Annotated in this window: 13 protein-coding genes and 2 pseudogenes; 10 read left to right on the top strand and 5 right to left on the bottom strand. The window is 47.9% G+C overall.

Translation table 11 applies throughout. The features are described 5' to 3' along the window. The first annotated feature begins 224 nt into the window (after positions 1–224). Together DP_RS10745 and DP_RS10740 are read left to right on the top strand one after the other, a co-directional pair. On the top strand, positions 225–1,925 hold the full coding sequence (locus DP_RS10745) for a 2-oxoacid:acceptor oxidoreductase subunit alpha (protein WP_011189344.1): 1,701 nt from the start codon (positions 225–227) through the stop codon (positions 1,923–1,925). Beyond that, entirely contained in the window at positions 1,922–2,776 is an 855-nt protein-coding gene (locus DP_RS10740) for a thiamine pyrophosphate-dependent enzyme (protein ID WP_011189343.1), read from the top strand. Before DP_RS10745 ends, DP_RS10740 begins: the two co-directional genes overlap by 4 nt. A 396-nt stretch (positions 2,777–3,172) precedes the next feature. Here the strand turns inward: DP_RS10740 and DP_RS10735 are convergent, their stop codons facing one another. Continuing rightward, positions 3,173–4,270: a PDDEXK-like family protein gene (locus tag DP_RS10735; protein ID WP_011189342.1), complete on the bottom strand. Its 1,098-nt coding sequence runs from the start codon at positions 4,268–4,270 to the stop codon at positions 3,173–3,175. 821 nt (positions 4,271–5,091) lie between these two features. On the opposite strand from DP_RS10735, the gene DP_RS10730 reads away from it, so the two are divergent. After that, positions 5,092–6,288, top strand: a complete 1,197-nt coding sequence (locus DP_RS10730) for an amidohydrolase family protein (protein ID WP_041277909.1) — start codon at positions 5,092–5,094, stop codon at positions 6,286–6,288. On the opposite strand, the gene DP_RS19245 is transcribed toward DP_RS10730, so the two are convergent. Together DP_RS19245 and DP_RS17495 are read right to left on the bottom strand one after the other, a co-directional pair. Further along, on the bottom strand, positions 6,272–6,424 hold the full coding sequence (locus DP_RS19245) for an IS1 family transposase (RefSeq protein WP_162096656.1): 153 nt from the start codon (positions 6,422–6,424) through the stop codon (positions 6,272–6,274). The two genes, DP_RS10730 and DP_RS19245, sit on opposite strands and share 17 nt — an antisense overlap. A 478-nt stretch (positions 6,425–6,902) precedes the next feature. Then, positions 6,903–7,174, bottom strand: a pseudogene (locus DP_RS17495) (Tn3 family transposase); the annotation flags it as partial. A gap of 692 nt (positions 7,175–7,866) precedes the next feature. On the opposite strand from DP_RS17495, the gene acsA reads away from it, so the two are divergent. From acsA to DP_RS17490, 7 genes are all read left to right on the top strand, one after another. Further along, on the top strand, positions 7,867–9,642 hold the full coding sequence (acsA, locus tag DP_RS10725; RefSeq protein ID WP_011189338.1) for an acetate--CoA ligase: 1,776 nt from the start codon (positions 7,867–7,869) through the stop codon (positions 9,640–9,642). After that, positions 9,639–10,646 (top strand): pyruvate dehydrogenase (acetyl-transferring) E1 component subunit alpha, encoded by a 1,008-nt coding sequence (pdhA, locus tag DP_RS10720; RefSeq protein ID WP_011189337.1) that lies wholly within the window; start codon positions 9,639–9,641, stop codon positions 10,644–10,646. Before acsA ends, pdhA begins: the two co-directional genes overlap by 4 nt. After that, a complete protein-coding gene (locus tag DP_RS10715) occupies positions 10,643–11,641 on the top strand; it encodes an alpha-ketoacid dehydrogenase subunit beta (RefSeq protein WP_011189336.1) in 999 nt (332 codons plus the stop codon). Before pdhA ends, DP_RS10715 begins: the two co-directional genes overlap by 4 nt. Further along, entirely contained in the window at positions 11,634–12,827 is a 1,194-nt protein-coding gene (locus DP_RS10710) for a dihydrolipoamide acetyltransferase family protein (RefSeq protein WP_011189335.1), read from the top strand. Before DP_RS10715 ends, DP_RS10710 begins: the two co-directional genes overlap by 8 nt. Then, complete coding sequence (locus tag DP_RS10705) at positions 12,824–13,069, top strand: acyl carrier protein (RefSeq protein ID WP_011189334.1); 246 nt, start codon at positions 12,824–12,826, stop codon at positions 13,067–13,069. The genes DP_RS10710 and DP_RS10705 overlap by 4 nt, the downstream gene beginning before the upstream one ends. An 89-nt stretch (positions 13,070–13,158) precedes the next feature. Next, positions 13,159–14,169: a lipoate--protein ligase gene (locus tag DP_RS10700; protein WP_041278683.1), complete on the top strand. Its 1,011-nt coding sequence runs from the start codon at positions 13,159–13,161 to the stop codon at positions 14,167–14,169. A 284-nt stretch (positions 14,170–14,453) separates the two neighbouring features. Next, positions 14,454–14,816: an integrase core domain-containing protein gene (locus DP_RS17490; protein ID WP_407637901.1), complete on the top strand. Its 363-nt coding sequence runs from the start codon at positions 14,454–14,456 to the stop codon at positions 14,814–14,816. On the opposite strand, the gene DP_RS16955 is transcribed toward DP_RS17490, so the two are convergent. Beyond that, positions 14,749–15,396, bottom strand: coding sequence for a GNAT family N-acetyltransferase (locus DP_RS16955; protein WP_049785078.1), 648 nt, complete (start codon positions 15,394–15,396; stop codon positions 14,749–14,751). The genes DP_RS17490 and DP_RS16955 overlap by 68 nt on opposite strands. 200 nt (positions 15,397–15,596) lie before the next feature. Beyond that, a pseudogene (locus DP_RS17485) lies at positions 15,597–15,713 on the bottom strand (IS1 family transposase); the annotation flags it as partial. Positions 15,714–16,732: the final 1,019 nt, after the last annotated feature.

Genomic DNA, 16,732 nt, shown 5'->3' with positions numbered 1-16,732 from the left:
CGCTAGAAGTCTTTACGGACAAGTGTGTTGCCCTTATTACTTGAAGTAGCTGACACTTTATTACTCTCCCACAAGCGTGGCCGGAAGCAACGATTTGCTCCTTCTTGCATTCCTGATCTCATTGGTGATAGACTTTGAAACGGATAGAAATAACAAACTATTAGTGTAAGGTTTGTTATTTTAAAATATAAGAAACTTTTTATAGATTCGTTTGTGGAGATGCTATGGGTGGAGTCAAAGGTTTTACCCTTGTTTTGGGCGGCGAAGCGGGTCAAGGAATTCAATTCCTAGAAAAGGCCCTGCTACATATTGTCAAAGAAAGTGGTTTGTATGTTTTTGCTACTAAAGAATATATGTCCCGGGTACGGGGAGGAATAAATACCACAGAAATAAGAATTTCTTCCGAGCCAGTTCGTGCCCATGTGGATGTGATAGATCTTCTCATTCCACTGAAAAATGGTGTTATAGAACATCTTGGTAGCAGGGTTACCAAATCAACCACAATAGTAGGTAGCCGTGAGCATATCGGCGGTCGTGACACTGAAATCGATTTTGCAGCAACAGCCAAAAAACATGGTAATCAACTGTACACCAATTCTGTAGCCTTAGGTTTTCTCTGTGGTCTGCTCGATTTCGATTCTGCTAATTTGTATAAAGAGATCAGAGACACTTTTTCCCTCAAATCAGAAGGGATTATTGCTGGCAATATAGACGCTGCCGAAGAGGGGTATAAGATTGGCATGGCCTCTCATTCAAGACTATTGACTAGTGGGCGACCAACTCCCGCCAAAAACAGATCATTGCAAGAGAACCTACTCCTCAATGGTGCTGATGCAGTGGCACTTGGTGCTATGGCAGGAGGGTGTAATGCTGCATTTGCCTATCCAATGACACCGGGTACATCAGTTTTTTTAACACTGGCCGAATTTTCCAAGCAGGCAGACATTGTTGTGGAACAGGTGGAAGATGAAATCGGGGTGATTAATATGGCCATAGGCTCCTGGTATGCAGGTGGTCGTGCCATTGTCTCTACTTCAGGTGGTGGTTTTGCCTTGATGACCGAGGGAATTTCTCTTGCCGGCATGACAGAAACTCCCGTTGTGGTGCATTTGGCGCAACGTCCAGGGCCTGCAACAGGGTTACCAACAAGAACCGAGCAAGGTGACCTGAATCTGGTCTTGTATGCAGGACATGGGGAATTTGCCAGACTTATTCTCGCACCCGGCACCCTTGAACAGGCCTTTGAGTATACGCGACTTGCCTTCAACCTTGCAGATCGTTTTCAAATACCAGTTTTTGTCTTAACGGATCAATTCTTTGTGGATAGTTATTACCCTATTGCTCATCCGGATGCAGGGCAGGTGCAGATTGAATCCGCAGTGATTAAAACCGATGATAGCTATAAGAGATACCAACTAAGCGAAGATGGTGTTTCACCACGCGGCATACCCGGATATGGTTCTGGCAATGTCTGTTTAGACTCAGACGAGCATGATGAAGATGGTAAAATCACAGAAGACCTTGATGGGATACATCTGGCAATGGCAGATAATCGGCTGAAAAAGCTAGAAACTCTTACAAAAGCGGCCATGCTACCAGAGCTGGTGGGTGAACCTGACTATGCAACCTTGATCATTGGTTGGGGCTCGACCTACGGGGCAATTTGTGAGGCTCTTCAGATTATTGGTAGTGGCAAGGTATCTTTTCTGTTTTGCCCGCAACTCTATCCGCTCTCTGAGAAAATTGCTGAGTATATAGATGGTGCGCAAAAGGTGGTGGTGGTGGAGAATAATCAGCTAGGCCAATTTGCAGATTTTCTGCAAAGAGAACTGGGCAGGCTCTTTCCTCATCGCATACTAAAATATAATGGCATGCCGTTCTCAGTTGAAGAACTTGTCCAGAGCATTACGGAGGAGATGATATGAAAGACTTATTTGATCTACAACCTGATATTTCCTGGTGCCCAGGTTGTGGCAACTTTGCTATCCGAAAAATAATATTAGAGATCTTAAAAGAGATTGAGATGGAACGCCAAGAGGTGATTTTTGTTTCAGGCATAGGTCAGGCGGCCAAGGCACCTCAGTTTTATAATGCAAGTTATTTTAATGGATTGCATGGTAGGTCCCTGCCCGCAGCCACAGGAATTAAGGCTGCTCAACCCGAAACTCATGTGATTGTTGAGAGTGGCGATGGGGATATGTATGGAGAGGGTGGTAATCATTTTATTCATGCTATCCGGCGTAACCCTAATATCACTGTTCTGGTGCATGACAATATGGTTTATGGTCTTACCAAAGGGCAGGCCTCTCCCACCAGTCTGTATGGCATGGTGACTCCTGCTCAGGTAACAGGTGTAGCTGCAACACCTCTTAATCCACTCGCCCTGGCAATAAGCCTTGATGCCTCTTTTGTTGCTCGCACTTCAATGCATAAACCAGAACTCAGTAAAGAAATCATTAAAGAGGCTATCGCTCACGATGGCATGGCAATAGTAGATATCTTTCAGGCCTGCGTAACCTTTAACAAGACAAATACCTATAAATGGTATGTAGAAAATACAGCCGAGCTAGCAGAAGACCATGACTGGTCCAATCAGGCTGTGGCGTTCGCCAAGTCGCTGGAAACCGATCCGTATCCGCTTGGGATTATCTATAAAAACATGAACAAAACTCCTTTTGAAAAGTCCCATCGTTTATACCATGATGCCACCACACCGCTTTATAAGCGAAGGATATCGGAGGAGACAATGCAAAGCCTCTTTGCTAAATATCAGTAACCAATTCAAGATAATACCCTATCATCAACAAGGCTCACAGTCGCACAATTCGAGGGAAAAATTTGTTAAAAGAAGCCACCCCCTTCCTCCCAGCTGCAAAGAACTCGAACGAAACAGTTACCAATGCCCTCTTGGGCGGTTGTTGGGTTTTCTATTCTAATTTTCAGCACGAGAGTTAGCGGGCTACCTGCGGCACCAAGTAGGAGATAAAATGCTCTTTAGACCTTTGCCGCTATGATATAATCGGCATATTCTTGCTATATTGCAGGGTTATTTTCTAGCAAAGGATCTTCTCATTTTAAACTGGAAGGAGTTGTTTTTGAATTTTACTGTTACCATCTCATTGGTAATGTCTGATGTCTTTTTTTATGAGCATCTTTTCTGTACCCCCCAAGCTTAGGGAACTACATAGTTTTGGACCACGTCATCAAGTTTTTGCAGATCTGCTATGCTTAATGTGCTTCCCTTGGTGCTAAGACTAATTTGGGCAAAAAAGAGGGCAGAGGTGTTGCCTGAGGGGGTGAGCTTTTTAACAAAACCCAGCCCTGTAGCATCAATTTTGTCGTGCATTTTATTGCACTGTGCTTTGATATATGTCTGTTTTGTGGGCAGATCATCCTTGGGAATATGGATGCCCAGCCTAAGGACATAGCCTCCAGTTAATTCTTCAAGACGGCATTTAAGGATGTTTTGGCCTAAAAAGGGCACAAATTTTGTCCAGGGTTTGCCCTTGCTATTACCCACCTGCAGATAACATTTATTGTTATAGTGGGTTCGGGTCCGGCCGTTTACTGTTGAGGTATAGAGAGGAACGTTGCTAGAAAAGCAGGAGTGAAAGATGGTTTGGAGCAGGAAAGACTGCCCCACATGGTCGTTTAAATCGAAGTCTGCAAAGGAACTGGCACTTTTTTGACTGTTGATGAAGTTATATTTATTCTCCACGCAAGATGCCATGTCTCGAATAAAATCACTGCTTGCACCACGGTGAGGAGAAAATATTATCTGCAAGTCCTGCCAGTTGATCTTTTTGAAAGTGCCTTTACAGACAACCTTTCCCTTGATGTCTTTACAGTGCAGGGGATCCGCAAAATCGTAGCCTGATTTAAGATAAATTTCAGCAATATCTCCAGTAAGAGCCTTTCCCTTTATTGCCTTGTCGTACTCTATTAACTGGTCTTTTTTGGTCTCGTTTGCCTGCACCTTATTTTCAATAAAGAGATGTATTAAGCTGTCGTCGATTTTAGTAAATTTTGCATAGATATCTATTCTGCATGTTTTGTTGAGTTGCTGCTCTGTTGTAACCTGAAGATCTTTTATATCGACTGCGGCAAGAGGGGCTATAGTGGCTTTTCCCAGGCAGTAGTTGGTGAATTCCAGGGCAACCTGTTTGGTCTCTGGGGTAGAGGTATGCTTGGGATTGAGATTTTCCAGAAGCCAGGCGTAGAAGGCGGAGGTGGAGAGCTCACTGGTTGCAAAGGTGAATATATTGGGCATACTGTTCCTTGTCTAAAAAAGGAGTATTATTTTTGAGAATTTTGAGCATTACTATTTTATTTCAATATTATATTTAATAATTCTTATTTCTTCCTCCCCCTAGTGGAGTCAGGGGAGGATTCAGCTCCGAGCCCCTTTCCTGATCAAACAATGCCCCTTTCTAACGACACCATTAACAACTAGAATAAACTTGTACACCACGGGCCCAGTTGCTGGCAACTACCTTTTTTTCTTTATGTTTTTATTCCCATGGAAGGGAGGTATGCCGCAGTGGCAGAGATACCAAGGAGCAACTTTCTCCAGAGGTGCTACCCTGTAGTATCTAGCTAAGAATAAAAGAAGACTTAACGGCTTTCGCAGGAGAGTGGAGAGCTTAAGGGGTCAACCTGAGAAACCTTTACGGAGATGCTGTTGACTCAGAACCAACTCACCGATTGTAATGCTAATCTATTGTAATAGGAAACTTCCCTCTTGATGAAAGCGAATTAACTTTGTCGTATGGACCTGAGTTATTGGCATAATCCCCATTACCATATGACTGAGCTTTTCCACATTTTACTATTATGACCTTATCTAAACCGCGCCTGCAACACCCCCATAACCTTGATTGCAAGCGACATAAAGACATACGTGGCTCCTGATGCAGATGTTTTTTGTAGAGTTTTTAAGACTCCTTTTTCGAGTATTTTGCCCAGCACCTAGAAATTTGTTTCAGCGATTTATAATTAGGACTTCTTTTGTAGATGTCCTTAACATAAAATATAAATAGTTGTTTTTTGTTTCAAACGTGCACGTACGATTCAATACATAAGGAAAAAAACATGGGCGTAAAACGATTCGTAATAGTGGGAAAGTTTGTCGATGGTACCGGCGCTGCTTTGCGCAGGAATATCTTTCTTGGTGTGAAAGATGGCGTGATCACTGATATTGGTCCCGTATCGGACCTGCCTGGCAATGACAGCAGTGTAGTCGATGACTTTTCACACTGCATCATTGTGCCAGCATTCGTGGACTGTAGTGTTTCTCTTTCACGATCGCCTTCTGTAGATAGAAGGGTGCAAATCTCATCAGAAAATGCAAGTTTTGCTGAAAAAATAACCATGTTGGAGAAGCATGTCGGCTACTGTTATGACCACGGAGTGTTGGGCGTGGCCGACAGTGATAATATAAGTGATTTAGTGAATCGGTCTCAAGAAGAAATGACCGAGGTGAACATGGTTGATATTAAAATATCCAGCCAGTTCTCTCCAAGTAGAGAAAATTATATAGCAGATAATCCGGGAGAAGATTTTATCAAGATCAATCGTTTCGGCAATATCGATGGGGAAGAGACCGCCCATCCTCAGCTGGATAATGAAGAGTTATGCCGTATTATGCACCAGACAAAAGAGAAGGTGGTGGTGGTTGCCAATGGAGTGCAACAAGTTGGAGATGCACTTGCGGCAGGGTGTGACGCTATTGAACAGGGATATTGTATGGGGGAGGAAAATCTGAAAAAAATGGCTGCAGAGGGTGTCGTGTGGATTCCGAGTGTCCTGCGGGCCAAGAATGGTTTAAATAGTGCGAGTGCTGGTGGAAACGTCTGTTGTCGTTTTGCCCAGTCTTGCCTGACTCCGGGAAAACCAGTTCTCGAAGCGGATAAATTTTGGAAAAAGATGCTCGCCGAGCAATTAAACCAACTGCGCTTAGCCAGACAGTTGGGGGTGACAACGCTTATTGGAACAGGTGCGGGCAGTGCTGGTATACTTCATGGTGAGTCGATGGTAGAGGAAATGAAGTTATTTATGAAGGCTGACTATTCACTGGAGGAAACTGTCCGCAGCGCAACGGAAAATGGTGCTCAATTTTTCGGAATGGAGAATCTTGGGGCTCTTACAGTTGGCCGGAAAGCAACTTTCCTGATTACTAAGGGGACCGTGAAACAGCTACCAAGAAAACTCTCTTACTTAGAAGGCATTTGGGTTGATGGCGCCCCCAGTACTTCATATCGTAAAAATCCGATCAAGGTGGCACCATAAATTCTCGTTCGATATGTGCAATCCCCTGCAGCCCAGTACTTTTGGCAAAGCCGCTTATTTTGCGCTTGAGTCTTTTTAGCCTCGTTCGCAAATTAAAATTCTGTCGTTCAAGTCGTTGACCACAGGTAATGGTCAAATAATTGCCGTTATTGTGCTGACAGAACCAGCTATTATGCCCAATGCATTACAAGCAAATACAGGCCAGTCTTTATTTTTCCCTAACAAAGCGTAACAGACCCAAGCGCTGCAATTTATAGTTGTTGCAATAGGCAAAAGAATGGAACCTTGATTTCCTTCAATGTTAAGTCTTCTTTGATCAATGGATTAATTTAAACAAAGGTACATAAACCACCACAGGAATTCGGCCCCTGCTTAAATGGTGACACCAAGGTCACATTTGACGATAGTAAAGTGGGTGCGTTTAAACAAACGGCTCTAAAGTTCCATAGGATTTTACGTAAACAAGCCGCCGACAAGACTTTCAACCCGTTTATGACCTCCCCATTTTAGTCAGTACCAGACCCAAATTTTTGGAAGGTGTCAAACCCAGGGGTTTGGGCAGTAACGGAACACAAAACCGGGTTAAGCAATAATGCTCAGACTTCTTTGCATACCTAAATCGGCCTTAGTGCCCGAAGTTTGCCTTTCTCCACCTCTGGCGATAAATCAAATGAATAGCTGCCAAGCACGTTTAAATTCGAGTGCACCAATGGTGAAAGGCGAGATATATCCTCGGACGTAATCACTCTTCCTTGATTACGTAACGTTTCCACCGCTTGATCCATATATAGTGTTTGCCAAAGCACTGAAGCATTTAGCACGAGGCCAAGAGCACCGAGTTGATTCTCCTGTCCTCTCTATATCTCTTGCGGATTTCACCGCGTCGAGGGCCTTGTTGCATAAATCATGAGAGAAGGAAATCAGTTTCTCTCTGCTCCATTCCATATTAGCAAACAACCTCTCGAACAGGCATCTCTCTTGTTCAAAGCCTTGATCTTTCTGCTGCTGTCTTCCATAACTCTTCCAATAATCTATGTTATAAGAAAACATCATCGAGCAATGCTAGCAAATTCTATTTGTGCAACAAGGCCGGTAGCAACTGTCAATGGACACGAATGAATCCTTGAAATTCTTTTTGTCGCCTTTTTCTTGATATGAACCAGGGAAAATGCGAACATTAAACATTGGTATGGAGTGCAAATGTTTCTGCCATACAGATATATAATATAAAGGCAGTGTCAAGCACGACCCGATTTATCATAAAACCGGCTACAACTTCATGGCTCAACACAACCTTTTCACAATTTCCGACCTATAGTCAGAGGCTTATTTGAGAGGTCTGAGCTTCTGATATGGTGCACGTTTAAGACATTATGCAGCCAGGCTAACCGCCAGCACCTGCGTTTGTATAATTGACAGAGGAACCAGAGCCAAACGGCTTGCCAGATTATCTGCATCATAACCGAAATGAACAACAATTGTTTCGGCGGCTGTCGAAAATGCTAAAAGCCCAGATGAACTGAAAAGAAGCTGGCAACTATTGATTGATTCCAGTGATACCGGCAGACAGAGGTGAAGATGAAAGATGATTCCGGGCCTTGCAAAGCGATCACAAAGGCTGCCAATTCCTGGGCAGTGCAACCGAACCTCTTGGACTATGGCAAAACCTGTGACCAGTTTTCATGGGCAACAGCCCGTCGGGAATTGGACGGACTACCGGAAAACAAGGGTTTGAACATCGCCCATGAGGCTGTAGACCGTCATGCCAATGGCCCGCGGGGTGACCGTCTGGCCATACGCTGGCTGGGCAAGGACGGCGGCGTTCGTGACTTCAGCTACTCAGACCTGAAGAGACAGAGCAACCGTTTTGCCAACGTGCTCAGGGAACTGGATATCGGCAGGGGAGAGCGGGTGTTCACCCTGGCAGGGCGGGTGCCCGAGCTATATTTCTCTGCCTTTGGCACCTGGAAGAACGGCAGCGTCTTCTGTCCACTGTTTTCCGCTTTTGGCTCGGAGCCAATCTATCAACGCCTGAGCAAGGGCGATGCCAAGGTCCTGGTGACCACCGAGCGGCTCTATAAACAGAAAGTCGCCGCTCTGCGCGAGCGACTGCCGCAGCTAAAACATATCCTGCTCATCGATGCGGCGCAAGATATCGGTGAAGGCCTCTGGTCGCTGCCCAGACGTATGGAAGAGGCTGCGGACGCGTTTATCATTCCACCGACTGACCCGGAGGATATGGCGATTGTCCATTTTACCAGTGGTACCACGGGGATGCCGAAGGGTGCTGTTCATGTACACAATGCGGTGCTTACCCACTACCTGACCGGTAAGTACGTACTCGATTTTCACCCCGGAGATGTTTTCTGGTGCACCGCCGACCCCGGCTGGGTCACCGGCACCTCCTACGGCATTATCGCCCCTCTCGTTCACGGCGTAACCAACATCATCGACGAAGCAGAGTTCGATGCCAAGCGCTGGTACCAGCTGCTGGAGGAGCAGCAGGTAAATATCTGGTACACAGCCCCCACAGCCATTCGGCGACTGATGCGCCTGGCCATCGATCCCACCAAACAGTATGATCTGAGCCACCTGCGCTGCATTCATAGCGTTGGTGAACCGCTCAACCCCGAAGCCGTATCCTGGGGACAGCAAAGTCTGGGCCTACCAATCCATGACAACTGGTGGCAGACCGAAACAGGCGGCATTATGATCGCCAATTACCCAGCCGTAGACATCCGCCCTGGTTCTATGGGCTTACCGCTGCCGGGGATCGAGGCGGCGATCGTGCGGCGCGGCACCGGGGAAAGGGCCGAAGCAGTTACCGAACCGGGCACCCAGGGCGAACTGGCCTTACGGCCCGGCTGGCCCTCCATGTTCCGTGCTTATCTTCATGAGGAGCAGCGCTACCGCAAATGCTTTGTCGGCGACTGGTACATAACCGGTGATCTGGCTTATCGCGATGCGGACGGCTATTTCTGGTTTGTCGGCCGTGCCGATGACATTATCAAAACCTCGGGCCATATGGTCGGGCCGTTCGAAGTCGAAAGCGCGCTGCTGGAGCATCCGGCGGTGACTGAGGCAGGCGTCATCGGCAAGCCCGAAGCATTGATCGGTGAGTTGGTCAAGGCCTTCGTCACCCTTAAGCCGGGCACAGAACCCAGCGAAGAGTTGCGTCTGGAACTCATCGGCTTCGCACGCAAGAAGCTTGGCTCGGCGGTGGCTCCGAAAGAGATTGAATTTCGTGACAATCTGCCCAAGACCCGCAGCGGCAAAATCATGCGGCGGCTACTCAAGGCGCGTGAGCTGGGGCTCGCCGAGGGCGACACATCGACACTGGAGGTAGACGAATGAAGGTAAAAGCGACAAGCGGCTCGGCAGGGGCCGGGGTTGATCCTGCGCATGCGCGACAGCTGCTGTATCAGATGGTGCGCATACGGCGTTTTGAAGAGAAGGCTGCTGAACTCTACACCAAGATGAAGATCCGCGGCTTTCTGCATCTCTATATTGGTGAAGAGGCGGTGGCCGCTGGCGTGAGCGCGGCGCTTGAACCGGAGGATGCCTCAGTGGGCACCTACCGCGAACACGGCAACGCCTTGGCCCGTGGCATATCCGCCGGCGCCATCATGGCGGAAATGTACGGCAAACAGGAGGGTTGCAGCCGGGGGCGAGGCGGGTCGATGCACATATTTGACGACAAGACCCGGTTCTACGGCGGTAACGCCATCGTCGGCGGCGGCTTGCCACTGGCGGTGGGATTGGCCCTGGCTGACAAGATGCAGGGCAAAAAGCGTGTCACCTGCTGTTTCTTCGGTGACGGAGCCGTCTCCGAAGGGGAGTTTCACGAATCGATGAACCTGGCCGCCCTCTGGAACCTCCCGGTCCTTTTTATCTGTGAGAACAATCTTTATGCCATGGGCACCGCCTTGGAGCGGTCGCAGTCGGTCACCGATCTGACCCGTAAGGCGGTCAGCTACCGCATTGCCGCCTCAGCCGTGGATGGCATGGATGTACTTGCCGTTGAGGCGGCGGCCAATGAAGCTGTGAACGCTGTGCGCTCGGGACAAAAACCGTACTTTCTGGAGTGCCGCACCTACCGTTTCCGGGCCCATTCGATGTTTGATCCGGAACTCTATCGGTCCAAGGCCGAGGTCGACAAGTGGAAGAAACGTTGCCCCATCGATTCCTTCGTCAAACGCCTCAAGAAGCAGGATCTGCTAAGCGATGGCGACATGGAGAAACTGGAGCGGCAAGTTGCCAGGGAAATTGAAGAGGCGGTGGCTTTTGCCGAAAACGGTACCTGGGAGCCGGTGGAGGATCTAACGCGCTTTGTTTATTCGGAAAGGGGGACGACATGAGCGAAAAAAACATGATTCAGACCACGTATCGGGAAGCTGTGCGGGCAGCGATGCGCGAAGCGATGCAACGGGACAAAAGAGTGTTTCTTTTGGGGGAGGATGTCGGCCGGTACGGTGGCTGCTTTGCAGTCAGTAAAGGGCTGCTCGAAGAGTTCGGCCCGGAGCGGATCATCGACACGCCCCTGTCGGAGTCGGCCTTCACCGGGGCCGGCATTGGGGCTGCCCTTGGCGGCATGCGTCCCATCGTGGAAATTATGACGGTCAATTTCAGCCTTTTGGCAGCCGATCAGATCATCAACAATGCCGCAACATTTCTGCATATGTCGGGCGGGCTGTTCAATGTTCCTCTGGTTATCCGCATGTCCACCGGCGGCGGCAAGCAGCTGGCGGCCCAGCACTCTCACAGCCTGGAGGGGTGGTATGCCCATGTTCCCGGCATCAAGGTGTTGACCCCGGCAACCCTGGAGGATGCGCGAGGCATGCTCTGGACCGCCCTGGAAGACCCCGATCCGGTGCTCATCTTTGAACACCAGGGGTTGCTGAACATGGAGGGGCCGCTGGCGGCAGACGCAGGAGCCGTGGACATTGACAGGGCCCTGATACGCCGACGAGGCCGTGACCTGACGATCATCACCTACGGCGCCAGCCTGTTCAAGGCTCTGGAGGCGGCCGAAGCACTCGCCGGCGAAGGCATCGAGGCGGAAGTGATAGACCTGCGGACCCTGCGGCCGCTGGATGAGGAGACTTTCCTCTCCTCCATCGCAACTACGCACCGGGCACTGATCGTCGATGAAGGCTGGCGTAGCGGGGGAATTTCCGCAGAGATCAGTGCACGTATCATGGAAGGTGCCTTTTACGATCTGGATGTCCCCGTCGAGAGGATCTGTGGCGCCGAGGTCCCCATGCCCTACGCCAAACACCTTGAAGACGCGGCGATGCCGCAGGCTGAGACCATCGTCACAACCGCAAAAAGAATGGTGGCTTCCAATGACTGAGTTCCGCATGCCCAGCCTGGGTGCCGACATGAAAGAGGGGCGGCTGGTCGAATGGAAGGTCAAGCTGGGCGATCAGGTCAAACGTGGCGATATCATTGCCGAGGTGGAAACCGCAAAAGGGGTGATCGAGATCGAGGTGTTTACCGACGGCGTCATCGAGCAGATCCTGGTCCAGCGGGGCGAGAATGTTCCCGTGGGCACTGTGCTGGCGACCATCCAGGGGAACGGAGAGCAGGGCAGGGAGCTGAGGGAAGAAGCGTTGCCGGAACCGGTGTTCAAGTACAAGGCCTGCCTGATCGCGGCGCACCGTGAGGAACCGGCGGCAGAGCCGCCTCCGGCTGTGGTCACTGCAGCGGGCAAAAGGCTGAGGATTTCGCCCCGGGCGCGCAAGCTGCTTGCTGAACTGGACGTTGAACTGAGCACAGTCCAGGGCACAGGGCAGGGCGGCGCCATCACCGGCATCGACATTGAACGTGCCGCAGCGGCGGAAAAGGCCGCAGCCCAATCGGTGCCATCTACGCCAGGGGCCGCCATGCGGCAGGCCATTGCAACCGCAATGGCCCGGTCCAACCGGGAAATTCCTCATTACTATCTGGCCAGCCGCATCGATATGAGCAATACCCTGCGCTGGCTGGAGGCAGAGAACAAGAAACGTTCTATCAAGGAGCGGGTATTGCCTGTGGTGCCGCTGATCAAAGCCACCGCCCTGGCCCTGGCAAAGGTGCCGGAACTCAACGGTTATTGGCTCGACAATCGCCAACAGCCCGAGGAAGCGGTGCATATCGGCTTCGTTATCTCGCTTCGGCAGGGCGGCCTGGTGGCACCGGCCATTCACCATGCCAACCTCAAGAGCCTGCCCGAGCTGATGGAAACCTTGTCCGACCTGATTACCCGCACCCGCAGCGGTCACCTGCGCAGCTCGGAGCTGACCGATGCTACCGTTACCATAACAAACCTGGGGGACCTGGGGGTTGAGGTGGTTCATGGCGTCATCTATCCCCCCCAAGTAGCGCTGGTCGGGTTCGGTAAAATCCTGGAGCAGCCTTGGGCCAAGGACGGTATGCTCGGCATTCGTCCCATCCTGACAGCCACTCTGGCCGCAGACCACCGTGCCACCGACGGCCATCGCGGGGCCCAGTTTCTGGAAGCCCTCAACCACCACCTGCAAAAACCGGAAGAGTTATGAGAAAAGAGCAAATCAAAGAGACCATCCTCCGGGCCCTGCAACCAATCACCCCCGAAGCCGATTTAGATGGGTTGGCTGCCGACGAGAACATGCAGGATGCCCTCGACATCGACTCTTTTGATGTCCTCACTTTTTTCGTCAAGCTCTATGAAGAACTCGGGGTGGAAATTCCAGAGGAGGACTATGGACAGATCATTACCCTAAACGACCTCATCGGCTACCTCGCTGCCCGCATCGACTGAGGTTTGGCAGGCCGGCCTGCACCTTGCCAATGCCCGTAACCGATCCATAGCCTGTTTTCAGGTTTCAACAGCAGAGGTCAAGGATGGCCATGTTATTTATCGATAATTCCGGCATTACCGACCCGCGCCTCAACCTGGCTTTCGAAGAATATTGCCTGAGGAATCTTGATCCGCAGCATGACTACCTGCTATTGTATATCAATGAGCCTGCTGTCATAATAGGAAGAAGCCAGAATGCGTTTCAGGAAATCGATCACGCATTCGTCAGACAGAAGGAGATTCATGTCGTTCGCAGGATTTCGGGAGGTGGCGCCGTCTACCATGACCACGGGAATCTGAATTTTAGTTTCATCACCAAATACGAAAAATCGAACATACTTAATTTCAAAAAAATCACCGCGCCGGTTATCAAGGCATTGCAGGGCCTGGGCGTTCCGGCAGAACTTTCCGAGAGAAACAATATCTTCGCTTTCGGCATGAAAATATCTGGAATGGCCCAATATTCAACGAAAAAGAGCATAGTCAGCCACGGAACACTGCTTTTTGATGTGGAGATGCAAGACTTGGCTCGCGCCCTGAAGGGGAAAGTGGAGCAAACTGACTCCAGGGGCGTACCATCCGTCAGAAGCAGGGTGACAAACATCTGCGAGCACCTTGTAGGCTACATGGATATGGACACTTTCAAGAACAGTATACAGGATTCTATTTTTGCGCCGTACGGCGGCATGCGGGAAAAGAAACTGACCGACAAGGACTGGAAAGACATCCACCTGCTGTCCAAAGAAAAGTACCATGCCTGGGAATGGAACTATGGCAAATCCCCTGAATGCCGTATCCGCAGAACCGCCCGGTTGAATGACTGCCGGATTGACCTTGACCTAATGGTAAAGGGGGGGATTGTCAAAAATATCAAGATTTGTGGTGATAGTGCCTGTGGAAATGATATGCAAGGATTGGAAGCAGTGCTGACCGGTCGACGTTATGATCTTGATGAATTCAAAAGGGCGCTATGTAGCGTCGATCTGCAGTGCTACTTCTGGCAACTGACGCCTGACAAGCTTGCGAACTGCCTTTGTGGCTGTTATCCTGAAGAATCTTGAGAGAAGTACCAAGTCCACGACGATAGAGTGTTTATCACGGGATAATAATAAAGAAGTACGTAGTTAGTCAACCTATTCAAACCTAATTGTTGGGTCCCTGATGATTTCCTAGACATCCGTAGTGAAAGGTTGTTGCAATCATATGCATGGATGCAGGATTTTATTAACTTCCTTTCAAAAGGTGATTTTTGCCATAAGCTACATGCAAATGCAACCACAACGCCCCGAATTCGTAAGTACATACAGGTAAACATGGTTTTGACCAAAATTGCACCGTCCACAATATTGAGCATAGACTTATAAAGCCAATGCATCCTCAATCAAACGGAATGGTTGAACGTTTCAATGGGCGCATTGCTGCCATTCTGAAAAGAACTACTTTCGAGTCAGCACAAGATCTTGAGGATACAATGCACCGATACGAACTCGTTTATAATAGCCACCCGCAAAAAGCATTGAAGCATTTAACGCCCATGGATAAGCTGAAAGAGTTTCATCAACTCAAACCAAATTTATTTAAGAAGCGGCCAACCAATCGTCGGGCCCCAACAAGTAACAATAAAACATTCCTTTACCAAGTTACGACCTCGAAACGCAACATGCTCCTAATTCTTTTACGTATGTATAATGCTCAACGGATGAGTTAAATATACTTTGTTTTTTCCACACACATTCAAACCCGTTGTTCTCATAATATTGAAAAGTGGATTGACTATCAGTATGAAGGAAATATTTTTTGCTACCACATTTCTGAAGAAACTCTTCAAAGTTCTTCACTAAGCAAGATCCTATCTTGTAGCGCCGGTACTCTTGATTCACAGCAAAAAACATCAATTCTCCATCACAGTCTAATATCACCTCACATTCCGATTCAAATTTTACGTTTTTATTATGTAAAAGCATTTCTGTTAAAACCATCTGTCCTTCACTCGTGGTCGTTAACTTTATGTTGGCATCTCTTATCATTGCGTTATAGTCGAATGAAACTGCTGGTGGCACACTAGCATCAGTTGCACCTATCAAAACACCACATATCTCTCCATCCCATTCAGCTATTTTGATACAACTTGCAATATGAAATTCTTCTGCCATCTGAATAGCTGCTATGCAGCTAAGGACATCTTTATCAGTTGCTTTAGTAAATACGCTGTGGGACATATTCTTTACAAATATTTGTATAATAGTGCTAAAGTCATTAACAGAAGCATCTCTGTAGGTAATATTCATTTTATGCAAATTCCCTTTTTCATTATTTTGATAATTTTTTAATGCCTGAATTCATATAACAAGTGCTGACTTCGTAAAATCGCTCTGTAAAAAACGTAAAAGAAAAAGCAAGTTTACACTTCGCAAGTAGTAATTAAACTATTTTTGGGAGGGGTAAGCATAAGCTATAAACAACTTAGGTCGTAATGCCAATTTGTTATTTAATAAAATTCTCGTTCGAAAAAAGTACCAATTACCTTATCATGCAGCTCAGTACTTTTGGAAAACTCGATTGTTTTGCAATTGAATCGCTTTAACATCGTTCGAAAATTTAAATTCTGCCATGTATCACTACAAGCAGTTGATGAACGATAATTTAAGCCTTCGCGAATACAACGGTCAAGCCTAAGTCCACTGTAATCAAGACCTTGAGCAAGAGCAATGCCTGTTCAAGAGGTTGTTTGCTAAGATGGAGTGGAACAGAGGAAAACTGATTTTCTTCCTTCAGAATTTATGCAACAAGGCCAACAAAATGCATAAAAAGTCGATCGGGGCGCTTAAAAAAACCTTGGCTTTCCCTTAGGGAGCCTCAAGCCAATAACGATTTGCCCCCCATCGTTATCACGCAAAGAGTCTCCCCTAGTCCTGTTATAAATATTTCCGTATGAAAATTAGCAATTATAGAAAGAAGAAGATCAGAAAAATGAGTGCATCTATCCTGTAGATAATAGTCTTCTTTTGGAATAATTCTTCGAAAGCATGACTCGGAAAAATGCAACGTTTGACGTAAGCTCTATATAGCGGATAGAATACAAAAAAACCCAAGGTAACCAACCTTGGGTTTCTCTGCTATCGTACCGCGCTACATTAGCACGAGTGTTGTACGATACTTTATCCATCATACGTATCATCTACCTTGGAGGTATCTAATAAAACTACCTTAACCGAACTTCTCTAACATTGTCAACTAGAAATACACCTTCCTGAACGAGGAATGTTTTGTAATAATTTTAATAGCATATGATCTAAAAAACAGAAAAAACAACATTGAGAGATCCCCACCGTTTCAGGCATGACGCTACCCCTGTTTTGGATTAATCGAGGCCTTATTGCATAAATAGAAGTTACTGACTTTGCTCGATGATGTTTTCTTATAACATAGAGCATTGGAGGAGTCATGGTAGCTAGCAGGAGAAAAACCAAAATTTGGCCAGAGTGGGGCGCTGAAGCAATGACCTTGACGTCTTGGGTAGACAAGAAAACGAGGGAAAGTTGGGACAGCACAGCATTATCAGGGCAGCATGACCGTAACCGCGAATACAACGTTCAAACAGGTAAATCCAAAAATTTATGGGCC

Origin of the sequence: Desulfotalea psychrophila LSv54 (assembly GCF_000025945.1) — a bacterium.
GTDB classification, from domain to species: Bacteria; Desulfobacterota; Desulfobulbia; order Desulfobulbales; family Desulfocapsaceae; genus Desulfotalea; species Desulfotalea psychrophila.
Note: the sequence above shows the minus strand (reverse complement) of the source record. Positions and strands in the feature narration are given on the sequence as shown.

What these genes read in the sequence shown, in the direction of transcription:
- DP_RS10745 (WP_011189344.1), top strand. Translation starts at nt 225, where the DNA reads ATGGGTGGAGTCAAAGGTTTTACCCTTGTTTTGGGCGGCGAAGCGGGT.
- DP_RS10740 (WP_011189343.1), top strand. Translation starts at nt 1,922, where the DNA reads ATGAAAGACTTATTTGATCTACAACCTGATATTTCCTGGTGCCCAGGT.
- DP_RS10735 (WP_011189342.1), bottom strand. Translation starts at nt 4,270, where the DNA reads ATGCCCAATATATTCACCTTTGCAACCAGTGAGCTCTCCACCTCCGCC.
- DP_RS10730 (WP_041277909.1), top strand. Translation starts at nt 5,092, where the DNA reads ATGGGCGTAAAACGATTCGTAATAGTGGGAAAGTTTGTCGATGGTACC.
- acsA (WP_011189338.1), top strand. Translation starts at nt 7,867, where the DNA reads ATGAAAGATGATTCCGGGCCTTGCAAAGCGATCACAAAGGCTGCCAAT.
- pdhA (WP_011189337.1), top strand. Translation starts at nt 9,639, where the DNA reads ATGAAGGTAAAAGCGACAAGCGGCTCGGCAGGGGCCGGGGTTGATCCT.
- DP_RS10715 (WP_011189336.1), top strand. Translation starts at nt 10,643, where the DNA reads ATGAGCGAAAAAAACATGATTCAGACCACGTATCGGGAAGCTGTGCGG.
- DP_RS10710 (WP_011189335.1), top strand. Translation starts at nt 11,634, where the DNA reads ATGACTGAGTTCCGCATGCCCAGCCTGGGTGCCGACATGAAAGAGGGG.
- DP_RS10705 (WP_011189334.1), top strand. Translation starts at nt 12,824, where the DNA reads ATGAGAAAAGAGCAAATCAAAGAGACCATCCTCCGGGCCCTGCAACCA.
- DP_RS10700 (WP_041278683.1), top strand. Translation starts at nt 13,159, where the DNA reads ATGTTATTTATCGATAATTCCGGCATTACCGACCCGCGCCTCAACCTG.
- DP_RS16955 (WP_049785078.1), bottom strand. Translation starts at nt 15,396, where the DNA reads ATGAATATTACCTACAGAGATGCTTCTGTTAATGACTTTAGCACTATT.